Origin of the sequence: Nostoc sp. (genome assembly GCF_036918015.1) — a bacterium.
Classification (GTDB): Bacteria; Cyanobacteriota; Cyanobacteriia; order Cyanobacteriales; family Nostocaceae; genus Nostoc.
This window is the reverse complement of the sequence record NZ_JBALEO010000060.1, coordinates 145,804-161,659: the sequence shown is the minus strand read 5'-3', so window position 1 is coordinate 161,659 and position 15,856 is coordinate 145,804. Positions and strand designations below refer to the sequence as shown.

Genomic DNA, 15,856 nt, shown 5'->3' with positions numbered 1-15,856 from the left:
TTAATAAGGCCACTTCCAGTCACGAATTTCCGGCACATCGTCGCCGTACTTCTCAACATAGTGCTTGTGTTCAATCAGCTTATCTCGCATGTGCTGTTTGACATAAGCTGCCTTAGATCCTAGTTTGGGGACGCGATCGATTACATCAATTACTAAATGGAAGCGATCTAAATCGTTGAGAACAACCATATCAAAGGGAGTTGTGGTAGTTCCCTCTTCCTTGTAGCCACGCACATGGATGTTTTGATGATTAGTGTGGCGGTAGGTTAGGCGATGAATTAGCCAGGGATAGCCATGAAAGGCAAAGAGAACGGGTTTGTTGGTGGTGAAAATTGTATCAAAATCTTTTTCACTCAAGCCGTGGGGATGTTCGCTTTTTGGCTGGAGTGTCATCAAATCGACTACGTTCACTACCCGCACTTTTAAATCTGGGAAGTGCTGACGCAAGATGTCTACAGCCGCCAAGGTTTCTAAGGTGGGAATATCCCCAGCACAAGCTAGGATTACATCTGGGTCGTCGCCTTCGTCGTTGCTAGCCCATTCCCAAATGCCGATGCCTTTGGTGCAGTGCTTAATGGCTGCATCTATGTTGAGATATTGCAATGCTGGCTGTTTTCCAGCAATGATGACGTTAACATAGTTGCGGCTTTTTAGACAATGGTCAGTTACCGACAGCAGGGTGTTGGCATCGGGGGGTAAATAGACGCGAACAATCTCGGCTTTTTTGTTAAGTACATGGTCGATAAAACCAGGGTCTTGGTGAGAGAAACCGTTATGGTCTTGTCGCCAAACGTGAGAGGTGAGTAGGTAATTGAGGGAAGCAATTGGTCTACGCCAGGGAATATGTCTGGTGGTTTTCAACCATTTGGCGTGTTGGTTGAACATAGAATCAATGATATGGATGAATGCTTCGTAGCAAGTGAAGAACCCGTGACGCCCGGTGAGGAGGTAGCCTTCTAACCATCCTTGGCAAGAAGTTTCGCTGAGAACTTCCATTACCCGACCGTCGGGGGAAAGGTGGTCATCTTCGGGGTAAATCTCGGCTTCCCAAACCCGGTCTGTAACTTCTAACACAGGGTCTAGGCGATTCGATGCTAATTCGTCGGGGGCGAAGATACGGAAGTTGCGACTTTCTTGGTTAAGTCGCATGATATCCCGCAAGAATTTGCCGGTCACTTTGGTAGCTTCTGCGATCGCTTTCCCTGGTTCAGAGACATCTACAGCATAGTCTTGAAAGTCGGGCATTTTCAGGTCATGCAGCAAAATACCGCCGTTAGCGTGGGGATTGTCACCCATGCGTCGATGCTTTTTGGGGGCGAGTTCTGCTAATTCAGGAATCAGTTTACCGTTAGCGTCGAAGAGTTCTTCTGGTTTGTAACTCTTCATCCAATCTTCTAGAAGTCTCAGGTGGTCTGGCTGTTTAGCTATATTACCAAAGGGAACTTGGTGCGATCGCCAATAACCTTCAGTTTTTTTGCCATCCACTTCTTTAGGCCCTGTCCAACCTTTGGGGGTTCTCAAGACAATCATCGGCCACTGGGGACGTTCAGTGAAACCATGTACGCGGGCTTCCCTTTGGATACTTTGAATTTCGGCGATCGCTATATCTAGAGTCGCCGCCATCTGCTGATGGACATCTGCGGGATCGTCACCTTCTACAAAGTATGGTTTGTAGCCGTAGCCTATAAATAAACTCTCCAACTCCTCATGACTAATCCGTGCCAGGATCGTTGGGTTAGCAATTTTATACCCATTCAGGTGCAGAATGGGAAGTACAGCACCATCATGCACAGGGTTAAGAAACTTGTTGGAATGCCAGCTAGTTGCTAAAGCACCTGTCTCGGCTTCACCGTCACCGACAACAGCAGCAACAATTAAGTCAGGGTTATCAAAGGCAGCACCGAAAGCATGGACGAGGGCATAACCTAATTCTCCGCCTTCGTGGATCGAACCAGGGGTTTCCGGTGCTACGTGACTGGGAATACCACCGGGGAAAGAAAACTGTTTGAAGAGTTTCTGAATTCCTTCAGCATCTTGGGAGATGTTGTGATAATACTCAGTGTAAGTGCCTTCTAAGTAAGTATTGGCTACTAATCCAGGGCCTCCATGACCGGGGCCAGCAATGTAGATTGTGTTGAGGTCATATTTTTTGATGACCCGATTCAGGTGAACATAGATTAAGTTCAGCCCTGGCGTTGTTCCCCAGTGCCCCAATAGTCTGGGTTTGACGTGTTCCAGCTTTAGGGGTTCTCTTAGTAGCGGATTGTCGAGTAAATATATTTGCCCAACGGAAAGATAGTTAGCTGCACGCCAGTAGGCGTTTATCTTTTGTAATTCTTCATCAGTTAAAGGCTTTGTTTGTGGAGTCGTTGCTAATGTCATTATCGACACTCCATTCCAAAAGGTTTTTGATGGGTTCATCAGTAAGCAATTATACTTGTTTTCCAGATGATGGCCATCTACCCATGATGAATTTTTTCAGCCTTTGCTACTAAATTCCTTGGCTTTAGGCAAAGGTTGGAAAGCGATGTCTACGATGGATTACACCTATGCGATTGATTAATACTATCAATCGGCATTTTCTTCGTCATAATTATCTAGTTGTAAAGTGTAATCTAATGCTACTTTTAGCATTAATAAATAATTAGGAGAAAGACTTCCTAATTTTCGGATTAATCGCTGCTTATCGATAACAACTATTTGATAAGAAAGTACCACTGACTCTTGCGTTAAACCGCCTTCACCTGAAGGTATGACAATTGTACCTGGTATAATAGTGCGTCGCAGATTAGTGGTTAAAGGAACTACTACAGATGTTGTTGTAAACTGAGCTAGTCGATCTCGCTGAACAATGATAACTGGTCGGATACCTGCTTGTTCTGAACCTCGACTTGGATTCAAGTCAGCTAAATAAACATCTCCTCGCATCAAACTGCGTCCTCTTGTTGAAGTTGAGAGAGATAATCAGTTAAAACGGATTCTGCAAAAGCTAAATCTTCATTAGCAAACTCAGTTTTCAATGCAGCAGCCTCAACATCAGAAATAGCATCCCAATGCTGAGTTAGTTTTTTTTTCTGGAGAGAGATAGCAAAATCTAATACTTCTTCTTGACTAGACTTGGGCAATTGGGACAATATTTCCAGTAGTTGCTTGTGAATAGTTGCTGTTGGTTTTTCTGGCATTCCCACACTTCCTAGATTAATAAATAAAGTATGTACTCTAATTTTCTCATGCTTCAAGCTTTGCTTTTCCTTGAACTATCCAGTACAGCAAAACTAGCTAGAGGCAGATCGAGGAATAACCTAATTATTAATTTCCAATAATCCAGGCGGTGGTGTAATTTCAATACGATTAGATTTCAAGTCTACTACTGGTGCGATCGCTTCCACAAATGGAATCAAAACAGTCATTTGTTTTTTGTCATTTGTCATTTGTCCTTTGTCATTTGTCATTTGTCCTTTGTCAGTGGTAAAAGATGGGTGTAATTTTACTTCTAACAAATCATTGCCAGCGGGGATGATGTCTACCACCGTACCCACGAGTTCGCCAGATGCTTGCATGAAGACTTCCAAACCAATCAAATCGAGGACATGATATTCATCTTCGTCTAATTGGGGGCGATCGCTAGCTGGCACCATTAACTTACAACCGCGCAACGCATCCGCCTGATCGCAATTTTCCACGCCAGCTAATTTGATTACATACAAGTTTTTGTTACTGATATAACGTCCTGTCAATAATTCGATTGGTTGTGGTTCTGTGTCACCTGAACGCAACAACCAACGTTTTCCTGGCACCTCAAATCTTTCGGGAAAGTCAGATACAGGATAAACCCGTAATTCTCCAGACAATCCTTGAGGGGAAACAATTTTACCAATTTCTAGCCAATCATCAAGATTGGGGGCTGGGGATCGGGGACTGGCAACTAAGGGCTGGTTATTAGGGGCTGGAGATTGGACATTTTGAATTTTTGAATTTCCTCCTACTCTCTTGCCCCTCTGCTTCTCTGCCCCTCTGCCCCTCTGCCCCTCTGCACCTCTGCCTCCGATCTCTTTATTAGCTTCTTCGTGTTTCATTTCCATTTTTCCTACTAGTACAACACGGCGGAAATAAACCACCAATTCCAAATCAATGAAACGCTTACGCTGTATTCATTTTTAATTTTTAATTTTTAATTCCGCCTTGCGGTACTAGGCAGTCACAGCCGCACCTTTATAAGCTTCCTCAGCTACTTTTGCTAAACGTTGCATGGCAGTGGCAATCTCCTCATCGCTGCCGGTGAGGCTGATGCGGAAACATTGGTGCTTGTGTGCCCATTCTTCCTCTAAACCGGGGAAGAAGGTACTTCCAGGGACAATAATCACACCTACTTGCTTTAATTGTTGGTAAAATTCCCAGTCACTGATGGGTAAATCTTGTAACCACAACCACGCAAAAATTGCCCCTTCACCGCGATGGAGATACCAAGGTAAATCCTTGGGCATCGCCTGTTCTAGGCTGGTTTCTAAAACGGTAAATTTATTTTGGTAAAAGGGACGGATGACAGTATGAGAAATTTCCACTAAGCGGCCAGAATTGATTGCATAAGCTGCGATCGCTTGGCCGTAACGTGAAGAATGGAGACTCATATTTGCCTGAAAACACTCCAGCACTTCAATCCACTTTTCATCTCCAATAGCTATACCAATTCTTTCCCCTGGTAATCCCGCTTTCGATAAACTCAGGCAGTGGAGAATGTTATCACCAAAGACTGGTGTCATTTCGGTAAAGTTCAATGCTGGGAAGGGAGGCGCATAAGCTGAGTCAATCAACACAGGTAGATTGTAAGGTGCAGCCAGGGCGGCAATCTTTTTCACCTCATCATCGGTGAGGACGTTACCAGTAGGATTACAGGGGCGAGAGAAAAGGACACAACCCGTATTTTCTGTAATCGTAAGTTTGCTGAAGTCCGGGCGATATTTAAATCGGTGGGCAGCTGCATCAATATCGAGAGTTGGTTTGTAGGCAGTTAAGGCTTTTGGAACTAAGCAGATACCGCCGTAACCTGTGTAGTCAGGGCTGAGGGGTAAAACGATTTGTTTTAACTCACCACTGGGGGTATAGCCACCGAAGGTATTGGCAGCATAGAAGTAGAGGGTTTGACTACCGGGGGTGATGAGGATATTGCGATCGCTTAAGTTTAACCCGTAGCGTTTGTTAAAATCGTTAGCGATCGCTTCAATCAATGGTGCATAACCCTGACTTGAGCCATACCGACAAACTACCTCACCATATTCTGGACTAGCAAGAAGTTGTGCAGTGCAATCCCGCCATAATTGTTCTACCTCTGGCAAAATCAACGGATTACCAGCACTCAAATTAATAAACTGCCGCCCTGCACCCGCTCGTAATGTTTCGATAATATCCTTCATGATTGCTCTGACGCCAGTCAGGTTGGACATTTGAGCGCCAATTTGAGTTAGGGCAGGGTTCATAAGCTGTAATAAAATATATTAATTGAGGGGTGGACAAATTATTTGGGGTTTGCTGCTGACATCCAGTTTACATCGTTGCCAAAACAGCTGTTGCCGCCTTTAACCAATCTAGCTAGAGAATGACATTTTAACAAAGGTGATAATATTTATCGTTGTAGCCGCGATCGCGCTGAGTAAATACGATGAAGGAATACAAAAGTTTATCATGCGTTCAATATTTATGAGGAAACAAGCAGATAAACAAAACTCTTCACTCAGCACGGGCTAAACCTTAGCTATCCGCTAACAGAAATGTTTTGCCCCATATCCTTAAAAGCACTCCCCGATATAAACTCAAATATGACAAAACTATACAGGAGCGCTGACATTGCAAGTTAAAGCAGCAGTAGCTTACAGCGCAGGTAAGCCGTTGACGATTGAAACCGTTCAACTATCGGGGCCAAAAGCCGGCGAAGTGTTAGTTGAAGTGAAAGCAAGCGGGGTTTGTCATACCGACGCTTTTACCTTGTCTGGTGACGATCCAGAAGGTTTGTTTCCAGCTATTTTGGGACATGAAGGTGCTGGCGTGGTAGTGGAAGTAGGCGCTGGTGTCACCAGTCTCAAACCAGGGGATCGTGTGATTCCCCTCTACACTCCCGAATGTCGTCAGTGCGAATATTGTCTGAGTTTCAAAACTAATCTCTGTCAAGCCATTCGCCTAACTCAAGGACGCGGTGTGATGCCTGATGGCACTAGTCGCTTTAGTCTTGATGGGCAAATGATTCATCATTATATGGGTACATCCACTTTTGCTAACTATACGGTGCTGCCGGAAATCGCCTTGGCAAAAATTCGGGAAGATGCGCCATTTGATAAGGTTTGTTACATTGGCTGCGGTGTGACTACTGGTATTGGTGCAGTTATCAATACTGCCAAGGTGGAACCTGGAGCAAATGTTGTGGTTTTTGGTTTGGGTGGTATTGGCTTAAATGTCATCCAAGGGGCGCGGATGGTAGGGGCAAATATGATTGTCGGGGTCGATATTAATCCCAACAAACGCGCCTTGGCAGAAAAGTTTGGCATGACACACTTTGTGAATCCTCAAGAAGTAGAGGGTGATTTAGTTCCTTATCTGGTTGATTTAACAAAAGGCGGTGCTGATTACAGCTTTGAATGTATCGGTAATGTTAAATTGATGCGTCAAGCATTAGAATGCTGCCATAAAGGTTGGGGTGTGAGCGTGATTATTGGTGTTGCTGGTGCTGGGCAGGAAATCAGTACTCGTCCGTTTCAATTAGTAACTGGTCGCGTTTGGAAAGGTTCGGCATTCGGTGGTGCTAGAGGACGTACAGATGTGCCAAAAATTGTTGATTGGTATATGGAAGGTAAGATAAATATTGATGATTTAATTACCCATGTAATGCCCATTGAGCAAATTAATGATGCTTTTGAGTTGATGCACAAAGGTGAATCAATTCGCAGTGTGGTAACTTTTTAATTCGTAATTCGTAATTTGTAATTCGTAATTCGTAATTTGTGACTGAGAGGATGTTTTAAAAGTCATGATTGATGTATCAAATATTTTTTTACCCCACCCTAACCCTCCCCTTGTAAAGGGGAGGGAACCGAATTTTCTTGTTTCCCCCCTTTACAAGGGGGAATTAAGGGGGGTAATAATTCGATTAAAATCACAACATACCACTTTTTAAACATCCTCTGATGCTTACGCAGACAGTCCTGTTTCAGATAAGGTTTAAATCTCTATCTGAAACATAATTATGAATTATGCATTTTAAAATTATGTAGACCCTACAAAGCTGAAAAACAACAAAAAAGCTGATGCCAAACTTCTATGAAGCAGACTTCTACAGTTGGACTCAACAACAGGCTAACCTTTTGCGTCATCATCAATGGAACCAGCTTGACTTACCCAATTTAATTGAGGAAATTGAATCTTTGGGAAGAAAGGAACGCCAAGAATTGAGAAATCGTTTTAGTGTGTTAATTGGACATTTACTCAAATGGGAATATCAACCGAAGCAACGCAGCCGTAGTTGGTTAGCAACAATTAGAGTACAACGACGAGAAATTATCAAGTTGTTGAGCGAAAATCCTAGTCTGAAACCTTACATTGAAGAAGCACTCCAGGAATCTTATGACAACGGTAGGGATTTAGCATCAGGAGAAACAAATCTGCCACTCTCAACTTTTCCCCAGCAATGTTTATATCCTTTTGAGGAAATTTTAAGCGATCGCTTTTATCCCGGTGAGTCTACCACAGATGATTTAATGGATTGACACTCCTCAGTCAAAATTCACAAGTAGCAAAATTTCTCAACTTGATAATACTCCATCAAAGTATCGATCGATTTCTGCTATCAGTATTTCAAAGTCTACAGGCTTGGTCAAGTGACATTTGAAACCAGCCTTCAGCGCCAGCTGCCGATCCTCTTGGCTACCGTAGCCGGTAAGTGCAATCAGAATTGAGCGAGTAAGTTTGGAGTCTTTACTTAGTTCCTGTGCAACGGCAAATCCATCCATTTCAGGTAGTCCGATGTCACAAATAATCACATGAGGCTCAAGCTTCCTGGCAGTTTCTACCCCTAAAATTCCATTTTTGGCAATTGAAACTTCATGCCCAAAATGCTCAAGTACTGCTTGTAATGATAAGGCTGAATCCTCGTTATCTTCGATGACTAAAATCTTCAACGATTTTTTCGCCGCCTCTGTAATCTCTAGGTCGTTGTCCGAGGTTGTAATCTCTTCGCATATAGGGAGAGTGACTTTGAATTCTGCTCCCAAATTTATCCCTCTACTTGAGGCTTCAACATTACCACCATGAAGTTCTACAAGACTTTTTACTACCGAAAGTCCCAAACCTAGCCCGCCCCGCGAACGGTCTAAACTGCGATCGGCCTGGGTAAACGGCTCGAAAAGTTCTGGTAATATTGTCGGGTCTATCCCTATGCCTGTATCTCTTACAGATAAGGCCGCCACACTACCTGAGCCATTCTCACCTGGAATAACTGAGAAATCTACCCAGATCGTCCCATCTGGCTGGGAAAACTTTAAGGCGTTATCAAGAAGGTTCCCAAAGATTTGGAAGAAGCGAGTGGAGTCAACATAAGCCCACACGGGCGTGTTTGGCAAGTCTTGTACTACGTTAAGATTCCATCTTTTTATTGCTTGTGCGTGGTCATTGAGACTCTGGCGAACCAATTCCACCAGATTAACCTTCTCAAGGTTTAATGAAATCTTCCCATAAGTGATGGATGATACGTCAAGTAACTCATCGATCAATTTCGAGAGGTGCTTAATCTGGTGTTGCATCATTAAAACTGTTTCCCCAACTGCGCCAGTCTGTCCTAGCTTCAACTTCAGTAGTTGAACGCCGTTGGAGATGGGGGCAACGGGATTTCTCAGTTCGTGAGCCAGCATCGCAATAAATTTGTCTTTTAGGGCGTTTTGGTTCGTCAATTTCTGGAAAAGTTGCACGTTTGCGATCGCAACTGCTGTAGTATCGGTTAAAATCTCTAGCATTCCGATTTCTTCGGGTGTGGCTAGGTGGCGTGTACTCCAGTAGGCTCCAATCGCACCCAGTGGTTCGGAAACCCGAATGGGAACCATCACTAAACTCTTGACAAAAGTCACCTTGTACGCTTCAATCGGAATCCGTGTATCCTGGTAAATATCCTCAATTACGGCTGCTTTTTTATTCAGCATTGCCCAACCGGAGATGCAAGACTTGAGCGGAAAACGCATACCTTTCCAAAGTGGGCCAATGGCGTTTTCATCGACATAGTGGCAACATTCACCATCCCGCAATACAAAAGTTACTCCATCAGCATTTGTGAGATCGCGAGCAGCTAAACGCACAATCTCAATAATTTCCTCAATAGTCCGCACACAAGCCAAATCCTTAACGACCGAAAGCAGCCTGTTGTAAGACGAAATGCTATAGCTTTGATCTGAATTCTGTGCTTGAGAGATGGAGGTTTGTAATATATTTTTCATAAAAACTCCGAACAAAAGGGATGTCTGTATAAAAACTTAGGTAAAGCGGGTAGGTTTCAGCAGACACCTACTCTTAATCGTAATCTTAACTTTAGATATTGAAAGTGCAATCTGTTAACGCATTTTTTCTTGACTCATGGTATAAACACCTTTAATTTTTGCAAGTGAATATTCGTAAGTTGCTTATGTGTTCTAATTCAACTTCTGATGTTTAATCTACTGCGGTTACGTAGTTTGTAAACTCGTTATTTAGCGATCGCCAAATAATACTCAAATCGCTCCCGGAGTTGTTCAATTGTGAGATTTTGAGTCCAGTACTCCACTAAGGCATGACCAAATGCCCAGGCGTTGCGATCGGGTGCAGCGGTGTTTTCCAGCAGTAGCGGCCAAAGGGATAACAATTCAAAGTTGAGCGCGTTGGGGTTCAAGAGTGAGAAAAGTTCATATCCCATTTGTAGTTTACCAATGACAATTGGCAACTGTTCCACAGGAATTTGCTCCGCCAGCATATATGCTAAAGCTGGAGATCCGGTTGAGAGGGTAGAAACAAACTGAAGGACGGGACTTTTGAGCAATGTCGTTAATCCTTGTGTTGTCGTCATCTGGAAGGTGTAGTGGTCGATGATTTTGGCGGCGGCGACAATGCGGACTTCTAGGTTACGCAAAAAGCGGGCGAGACGGAGTTGCTTGGTAGGTGCGATCGCATCTACTAATCCCAAGGATAGCGCTTCTACTCCCCAGGCAACTCGACCCGTTTTGCTGTCACTTGTAACCACGGGTAAAACTAGATTACAGAAGTTTCCCAGCAGTTTAGCGCGATATTCAGTGGCTTCTCTAATGGCAATTTCTTTGGCGCGATCGCCCCATTCCCAATCGTAAGGCGGTTGCCATTCGCGGATGGGACGCAGCCGATCTACTTGAGTGACAATAGCGATCGCAGGTAAATCTGCAACTTCTGCTTTGATGTCTTGCAAAAAGTCCACATCCATTTGCAGGGCAGGATCGAGGGCAGGTGTAGCTAACAGCAGCAAATCTGCATTAATGGCATAATCAAGCACCAAATTTCGGAGTTCGGCACGGTTGACTTGTTCGTAACCAGGTGTATCCCAAAGCGTCAAGGTTTCTCCACTTTGAGTCTGCCATTGATAATTTTGAATGCGATCGGTACTGGGTAAAACGTCAACGGCTGCGAGATCCGCCTGAAATAGCGTGTTAATCAGGCTACTTTTTCCTGAACCCGTGCGTCCCACCAGCAAAATGTTCACGGGTTTTTGCTCAACCGCCTCAGCTGGTTGAGCTTGAGTCAGGATTTCTCGGAGTGTTTGGGTTTTTGCCTTGGGTAAAGTTGGTGGGGAAACTACGGTTGCTGGAACTGGTAAGGTGCTACGTCCGTAAAGTGCGATCGCTTGTCGGCATAAGTTTCTCAGGGCAGCTTCCCGAAATAACTGGCTCAAATTCCCTAATAATTGCTGAGTTGCTTGATTACTAGAACCCTTACTAGCTTGTTTTGCCACCGCCGCCACCGGATTTAAGATCCACTGTGCCCAGTTCCAAACTTTCCAGAATTTCCGAGCCGATGGTTCTAACTTCCGGTAGACCTCATATCCTTGGTATGCTTGTCCAACCGTTACCTGATTGAGGATTGGGGATAACTTTTGCATCCACTGATCCATATCATCTACCGTTCCGCGAATCAGCCCGTAAGCTTGGGGAACGTAAATATTCAGCAGGGGATATTGAATCTGAGGATTGTAGATATGAGCGATCGCCACAACTAAATCTTGGCATCGCGTCCAAAAAGTTTGCCAGTCTTCCCAAATCGGGCGATCGCTTTGTGCTGCTTGGAGAATCTCTTGAAGGGCGGTTTCTGCAAGCTTTGTGGTGTCACTTCCCACAGGTCGCCTTACTTTATCCTCTGCTGTCGATTCCAGTTCTTCTTGGACTTGGGCTAATACAGCTTCCACTTGGTTAACAGCTGGTTGAGTCCATTTGACTAGCAGCCAACGCCAACCAACAAATAAAACGGTGAATACACCCCAAATCCAATTAATGCCCCACGCATGAATTTGTGAACCGGCGGATACCAGTAAGAAAATGATGATAAACGCGATCGGGATTGCTAAGACTACCCACTGCCAAGGTTTTAATCGCACCATTGCCCCATACCTGCTTTGAAATGTTAGAAAATTCGAGTTTTTGTAAAAACTACTCTTATATAAAAGTCTATCGTCTCCAATGCAAGCAGGATGTTTGGTATTCTGGGATTAATGCTATAGGAATCATATTTGATTTCTGAAAAAATTTCGGTAGTCTTGTAGTGGACTGTCATGGCTTTAATGTTTCAAAAAAAATTGTAGGTTGGGTGGAGGCTTTGCGTAACCCAACAAAAGTCTACGTCTAATGCACTACTTTAGCCTAGACAGTCCACTACGTGCATTTCAAAAATTAAATACTAGTCCTATAGACTCCTAATTATTAATGATAGCTGGCATTTCAAGCGCTTATTATTACACAGAATAATTTTCGGTCTAATTACAATCACTCGATTCTAAGTTTCAAAGGCTCAATTAGTGCTAAAACATAAATAATAGTTGCAACTAAAGTATTTTGTTGTTGAATAGCTTTGATAGAAGACGGTAACTCGTTTATTCTTCTTAATTATATAAACAATAGGTAGGCATGAAAAGAATAAGTCCCATTTTTTGCTTAACTGCTATAAATATATGATGCTTCTTTGGGTGATGGCTCACCATAATTTACTTATCTTGAATTTATCAACAAAGTATTGATAACGGAAATGCAAAAATAGACCAGAATAAGACAGTACAAAAGTTGTCTGTCCATCACTCTTAACGTTTTAAATACTTATTTAAATATTTAATATTAGTTAATCTTAGGGATAGTTGGCAACAAAAAGTTTTAACAGAAGTTCCCAGACGATAAAATTTACGGACGATATCTAAGGCAAAGTATGGTAAGCGCAGTCGAAGTGGGTAAAACACAGGCAGATATAACCAGTAGTAAGCCTTTTTTAGGTTATTCCACTTTGAGCAAGCTTCTTGATGCAGGAAATCTGATATATCTACAACTAATCCTCTGCCTTGGTACATCATGACATTACGCCCGTGGATATCATGAGGGTGGAGTCCACGACTTCGGGCATAGTCAAGAGCTTCATCGATGTCCTTTATTACCTGCTTGGGAATTGGTAAACCAAAGTGCATACAATCGTAGAGGGTTGTTCCATAAAGGCGTTTCAAGACTAAAAACCCATCCTTGGCGTAGAAACACTCAGAAAACGCTGGATGAGAACCTAGACGATGGTAAACTTCTACTTCCTCTTCAAAACCTGGCCGTCCTGGGGCATAAATCTTAACTACATAGTCAGGGGAATCGGGGTGATAGACTACTGCGGCGTAATTTCCTCTGCCAAGCAGCTGCCAAGGTTGTGGAAGATAGCTGACCTTAATTGGATTAGAGGGATTGACACTTTCAATCTGTAATCTAGGCAATAGTTCCTGATAAATGTGTTTGACTAACTGTTTGGGAAGCAATTTGTTCATATTAATTCCTTAGCCAATTTACGAGGTTTGGGAATAAGGTTGACTTGAGCTAATACGACCTAAATGATACCGTTGCTACTTACTTTTAACGCTAGAGATGACAATTTTTATCCAAAACTTATTGCGATATTGATTCTTCTATCAACAATTCTGATTCTGCTTCCCCCTCACCCAGGTTATCAGAATTAACAGATTTAGAAAAACCGTCTGCTACATCTTTGATAAAACCAGCTATAGGTACTGCAACTAGTAAACCCAAAACCCCGCCAACATTGGTTCCTACAAGCAGAGCAATTAATACCCATATTGGTCTAATGCCAGTAATTTTACCTAAAAGGCGGGGTGCGATCGCCTGATCGATTAACTGATCGATAACAACAGCTACCGCAAACACCTTAGCTGCTAGCCAAAAGTCATGTGACGCTATTATTAAAGTTATTAAAACCAGACTGACGACATCACCAAAAGGAATTAAGCTCAAAAGTCCAACTCCTAAACCAAAGAGTAAAGCAAACTGGACTTGAAAAGCTAAAAACAATAATGTTATTGAAACACCCATCAGCAAAGCCAAAGTACCCTGGCCAATTAAGTAATTTTGAAAGTTTTGCTGAATAGACTGGCTTATCTGGGGGGCAATATTTCCAGGTAACTTCTTAAATATCGCCTCCCAAATCCTTGGGCCATCTAACAACAAGTAAAAAGTTAGCACTACTGTGATTAACGCCTCAGAAATACTATCAATTGTATCTATAAGAATACTTAAAAGTTTATCTGAAACAAACTCTATTTCATTAGGTAATTGATCAGTAATTTGTGCTAATAGCTGACTTAGATTTACATTTAATTTATGTTTCAAAAACCAATTATTTGCAATTTGAAGTTTTTCTTCGCTAGAATCAATCCATTGGGGAAAGACTTTAACCATTTCATTAAATTGCTCTAAAACAATGGGTACTAAAGTGATACCTAGAGCCACAACAATTACCAATGCTAATATAAAAACTAATGCTACTGCATAGCCGCGTTTAACTTTCCGCTGTTGGAGAATCGAAACAGGATAGTTTAAAACGAATGCAAGCAAAGTAGCCAAGACAAGAATTGTGACGACAGGTTGAAAGTTTTTCACCAGCAAAAATGCCAGCCAACCATTGAGAAATACTAGGGGAAATAACAATGTAAAAATTAACCATCTAAGTAGTTGATTCAGTGAAAAATTCATAATTAATTTCAAAGCTAAAATTATTCTAGTTACTAGATTGAAACGAGTAATTAAATCTGCTCAAAAAGAAGTAGACAATAAAAATCTTCCTCCATTACAGACGCGATTAATCGTGCCTCTCCCAATTCCTCATTCCCTACTCTCCATTATTCCAATTACTAAATTTCAGCAAAAGCTGAAAATTGTTCTTCATTTATTCGCCCTGCTTGATACAGAGTATTAGTAATTTCCGAAATAGTTAAAACCGCATGACTGCAATAACCATTTTGCTGTAACTTATCTTTCACCCCTTGTTCATGGTCGATAAATACCACAATATCATTAACCTTTAATCCAGCTGATTCCAACTTTCCTGCCCCTTCCATGACACTTTTGCCACTAATGAGAATATCGTCAACCACTACAACTGTTTCCCCAGTATGAAAGTTACCCTCAATTACTCTCCGAGTTCCGTGTGCTTTCACCTCTTTACGCGGGAAAATCATCGGACAGTGAAGGCGCAAAGCTAAACCAGTCGCAGTCGGTAATGAACCATAGGGAATACCTGCTAATCTATCAAAATTGAGGTTCTTCAAAATATCCTCATAAGCTGTGAGAACTTGATTAAAAACTTGGGGGTTGGAAATAATTTTGCGTAAGTCGATGTAATAAGGAAATATCGCTCCTGATGCTTGGACAAAGCTGCCAAACATAATGCAGTCAAGATCGTAAAGTTGTAAAATCAAATCTTGGTGGGGATGCTGATTTAGAAAACAAACATCAGGAAACCACACAGAACAAGTAGAATTTTCGTGAACAATTTCAGTTTTGATTTGATTAATTTCTGCACGTAAAGACTGGACTTCTTCTGATAATTGGGTATTTCCCAACATATCTTGAGGAACAGGAATCAGTAAACCATCACCATTACTATTCAAGCCAGCTTCTAAAATTTGTTTCAGGTTTTGACCCTCCGCCCAGATGCTACGCGCCATAATAATTCGTTCAGGTGCAACTGCTCGAATAAGTGCTAAAACTTCAGGATTTGTAGTTCCCACTTCCAAACCCAATTGTTCTGGAGTTCCCCAGGTTTTTGATTCTTTTACTACCTGTAAATAAAGGGGTGATTCCTTTGTAGGATATTGCTGTAGAGCTTCTGCACCTGGATTAGAAGTACAGCATAAAATAAACACCGCTTTATCAGGATAGACCAAAAAAGGTGCTACGTGATCTTGTCCTGTATAGGGACTGAGAGTGATTGCGTCCACTTGCCATTGTGTAAACACAGTCTGGGCAAAGATGGTACTAGTATTTAAGTCACTGTGTTTGGCATCTAAAATTACTGGGATGTGGGCTGGAATAGCTGCTAAAGTTTTGTACAGCAGTTCTAAACCAGGAATACCTAAAGCTTCGTAAAAGCCAAGTGTCGGTTTATAAGCACAAACGTAATCAGAAGTTTCCGCAATAATGAATTGTAACCACTTCTCCAAACCAGCGATGAGTTCTTCCGATTCATAACGCCCAGGCATCATCTCTGGATTTGGATCGAGTCCTACAAATAGTAAGCTTTGATTTTGTAAGATATTTCTATTCAATTTATCAAAAAAGTTCATTTTTTTTTAAAGAGT

General features: G+C 42.3%; 12 protein-coding genes. 2 read left to right on the top strand and 10 right to left on the bottom strand.

Features of this window, described 5'->3' with window-relative positions:
* The 5 genes from V7K61_RS14455 to V7K61_RS14435 all read right to left on the bottom strand — a co-directional run bounded on the left by V7K61_RS14455 (position 1) and on the right by V7K61_RS14435 (position 5,474).
* Positions 1–2,382 (bottom strand): phosphoketolase family protein, encoded by a 2,382-nt coding sequence (locus V7K61_RS14455; protein ID WP_335053995.1) that lies wholly within the window; start codon positions 2,380–2,382, stop codon positions 1–3.
* 186 nt (positions 2,383–2,568) lie between these two features.
* Complete coding sequence (locus V7K61_RS14450) at positions 2,569–2,928, bottom strand: type II toxin-antitoxin system PemK/MazF family toxin (protein ID WP_335053993.1); 360 nt, start codon at positions 2,926–2,928, stop codon at positions 2,569–2,571.
* On the bottom strand, positions 2,928–3,182 hold the full coding sequence (locus tag V7K61_RS14445; protein WP_335053991.1) for a hypothetical protein: 255 nt from the start codon (positions 3,180–3,182) through the stop codon (positions 2,928–2,930). Before V7K61_RS14445 ends, V7K61_RS14450 begins: the two co-directional genes overlap by 1 nt.
* A gap of 120 nt (positions 3,183–3,302) precedes the next feature.
* Positions 3,303–4,076 (bottom strand): ribosome maturation factor RimM, encoded by a 774-nt coding sequence (rimM, locus tag V7K61_RS14440; RefSeq protein WP_335053989.1) that lies wholly within the window; start codon positions 4,074–4,076, stop codon positions 3,303–3,305.
* Between the two features lie 114 nt (positions 4,077–4,190).
* Positions 4,191–5,474, bottom strand: coding sequence for a valine--pyruvate transaminase (locus tag V7K61_RS14435; RefSeq protein WP_335053987.1), 1,284 nt, complete (start codon positions 5,472–5,474; stop codon positions 4,191–4,193).
* A gap of 367 nt (positions 5,475–5,841) precedes the next feature.
* Here V7K61_RS14435 and V7K61_RS14430 point away from each other — a divergent pair, with 367 nt between their 5' ends.
* Both V7K61_RS14430 and V7K61_RS14425 read left to right on the top strand, forming a co-directional pair.
* Positions 5,842–6,951 carry an S-(hydroxymethyl)glutathione dehydrogenase/class III alcohol dehydrogenase gene (locus V7K61_RS14430; protein WP_334838227.1) on the top strand — a complete coding sequence of 370 codons (1,110 nt, stop codon included), beginning with the start codon at positions 5,842–5,844 and terminating at the stop codon, positions 6,949–6,951.
* A 341-nt stretch (positions 6,952–7,292) separates the two neighbouring features.
* Positions 7,293–7,751, top strand: coding sequence for a DUF29 domain-containing protein (locus tag V7K61_RS14425; protein ID WP_335053985.1), 459 nt, complete (start codon positions 7,293–7,295; stop codon positions 7,749–7,751).
* Between the two features lie 36 nt (positions 7,752–7,787).
* Here V7K61_RS14425 and V7K61_RS14420 read toward each other — a convergent pair whose 3' ends face one another.
* The 5 genes from V7K61_RS14420 to V7K61_RS14400 form a co-directional block, all read right to left on the bottom strand.
* Positions 7,788–9,467, bottom strand: a complete 1,680-nt coding sequence (locus V7K61_RS14420) for a hybrid sensor histidine kinase/response regulator (protein ID WP_335053983.1) — start codon at positions 9,465–9,467, stop codon at positions 7,788–7,790.
* 245 nt (positions 9,468–9,712) lie between these two features.
* Positions 9,713–11,623, bottom strand: coding sequence for a GTPase family protein (locus tag V7K61_RS14415; RefSeq protein WP_335053981.1), 1,911 nt, complete (start codon positions 11,621–11,623; stop codon positions 9,713–9,715).
* Positions 11,624–12,316: 693 nt separating this feature from the next.
* On the bottom strand, positions 12,317–13,030 hold the full coding sequence (locus V7K61_RS14410; protein ID WP_335053979.1) for a serine/threonine protein kinase: 714 nt from the start codon (positions 13,028–13,030) through the stop codon (positions 12,317–12,319).
* A 118-nt stretch (positions 13,031–13,148) separates the two neighbouring features.
* On the bottom strand, positions 13,149–14,249 hold the full coding sequence (locus tag V7K61_RS14405) for an AI-2E family transporter (RefSeq protein ID WP_335053977.1): 1,101 nt from the start codon (positions 14,247–14,249) through the stop codon (positions 13,149–13,151).
* A 158-nt stretch (positions 14,250–14,407) separates the two neighbouring features.
* Positions 14,408–15,841, bottom strand: coding sequence for a bifunctional orotidine-5'-phosphate decarboxylase/orotate phosphoribosyltransferase (locus tag V7K61_RS14400; RefSeq protein ID WP_335053975.1), 1,434 nt, complete (start codon positions 15,839–15,841; stop codon positions 14,408–14,410).
* Positions 15,842–15,856: the final 15 nt, after the last annotated feature.

Bases quoted from the DNA above. Each gene is read 5' to 3' on its own strand.
- V7K61_RS14420 (WP_335053983.1), bottom strand. From the start codon at position 9,467: ATGAAAAATATATTACAAACCTCCATCTCTCAAGCACAGAATTCAGAT.
- V7K61_RS14445 (WP_335053991.1), bottom strand. From the start codon at position 3,182: ATGCCAGAAAAACCAACAGCAACTATTCACAAGCAACTACTGGAAATA.
- V7K61_RS14415 (WP_335053981.1), bottom strand. From the start codon at position 11,623: ATGGTGCGATTAAAACCTTGGCAGTGGGTAGTCTTAGCAATCCCGATC.
- V7K61_RS14400 (WP_335053975.1), bottom strand. From the start codon at position 15,841: ATGAACTTTTTTGATAAATTGAATAGAAATATCTTACAAAATCAAAGC.
- V7K61_RS14455 (WP_335053995.1), bottom strand. From the start codon at position 2,382: ATGACATTAGCAACGACTCCACAAACAAAGCCTTTAACTGATGAAGAA.
- V7K61_RS14450 (WP_335053993.1), bottom strand. From the start codon at position 2,928: ATGCGAGGAGATGTTTATTTAGCTGACTTGAATCCAAGTCGAGGTTCA.
- V7K61_RS14435 (WP_335053987.1), bottom strand. From the start codon at position 5,474: ATGAACCCTGCCCTAACTCAAATTGGCGCTCAAATGTCCAACCTGACT.
- V7K61_RS14425 (WP_335053985.1), top strand. From the start codon at position 7,293: ATGCCAAACTTCTATGAAGCAGACTTCTACAGTTGGACTCAACAACAG.
- rimM (WP_335053989.1), bottom strand. From the start codon at position 4,076: ATGAAACACGAAGAAGCTAATAAAGAGATCGGAGGCAGAGGTGCAGAG.
- V7K61_RS14405 (WP_335053977.1), bottom strand. From the start codon at position 14,249: ATGAATTTTTCACTGAATCAACTACTTAGATGGTTAATTTTTACATTG.
- V7K61_RS14410 (WP_335053979.1), bottom strand. From the start codon at position 13,030: ATGAACAAATTGCTTCCCAAACAGTTAGTCAAACACATTTATCAGGAA.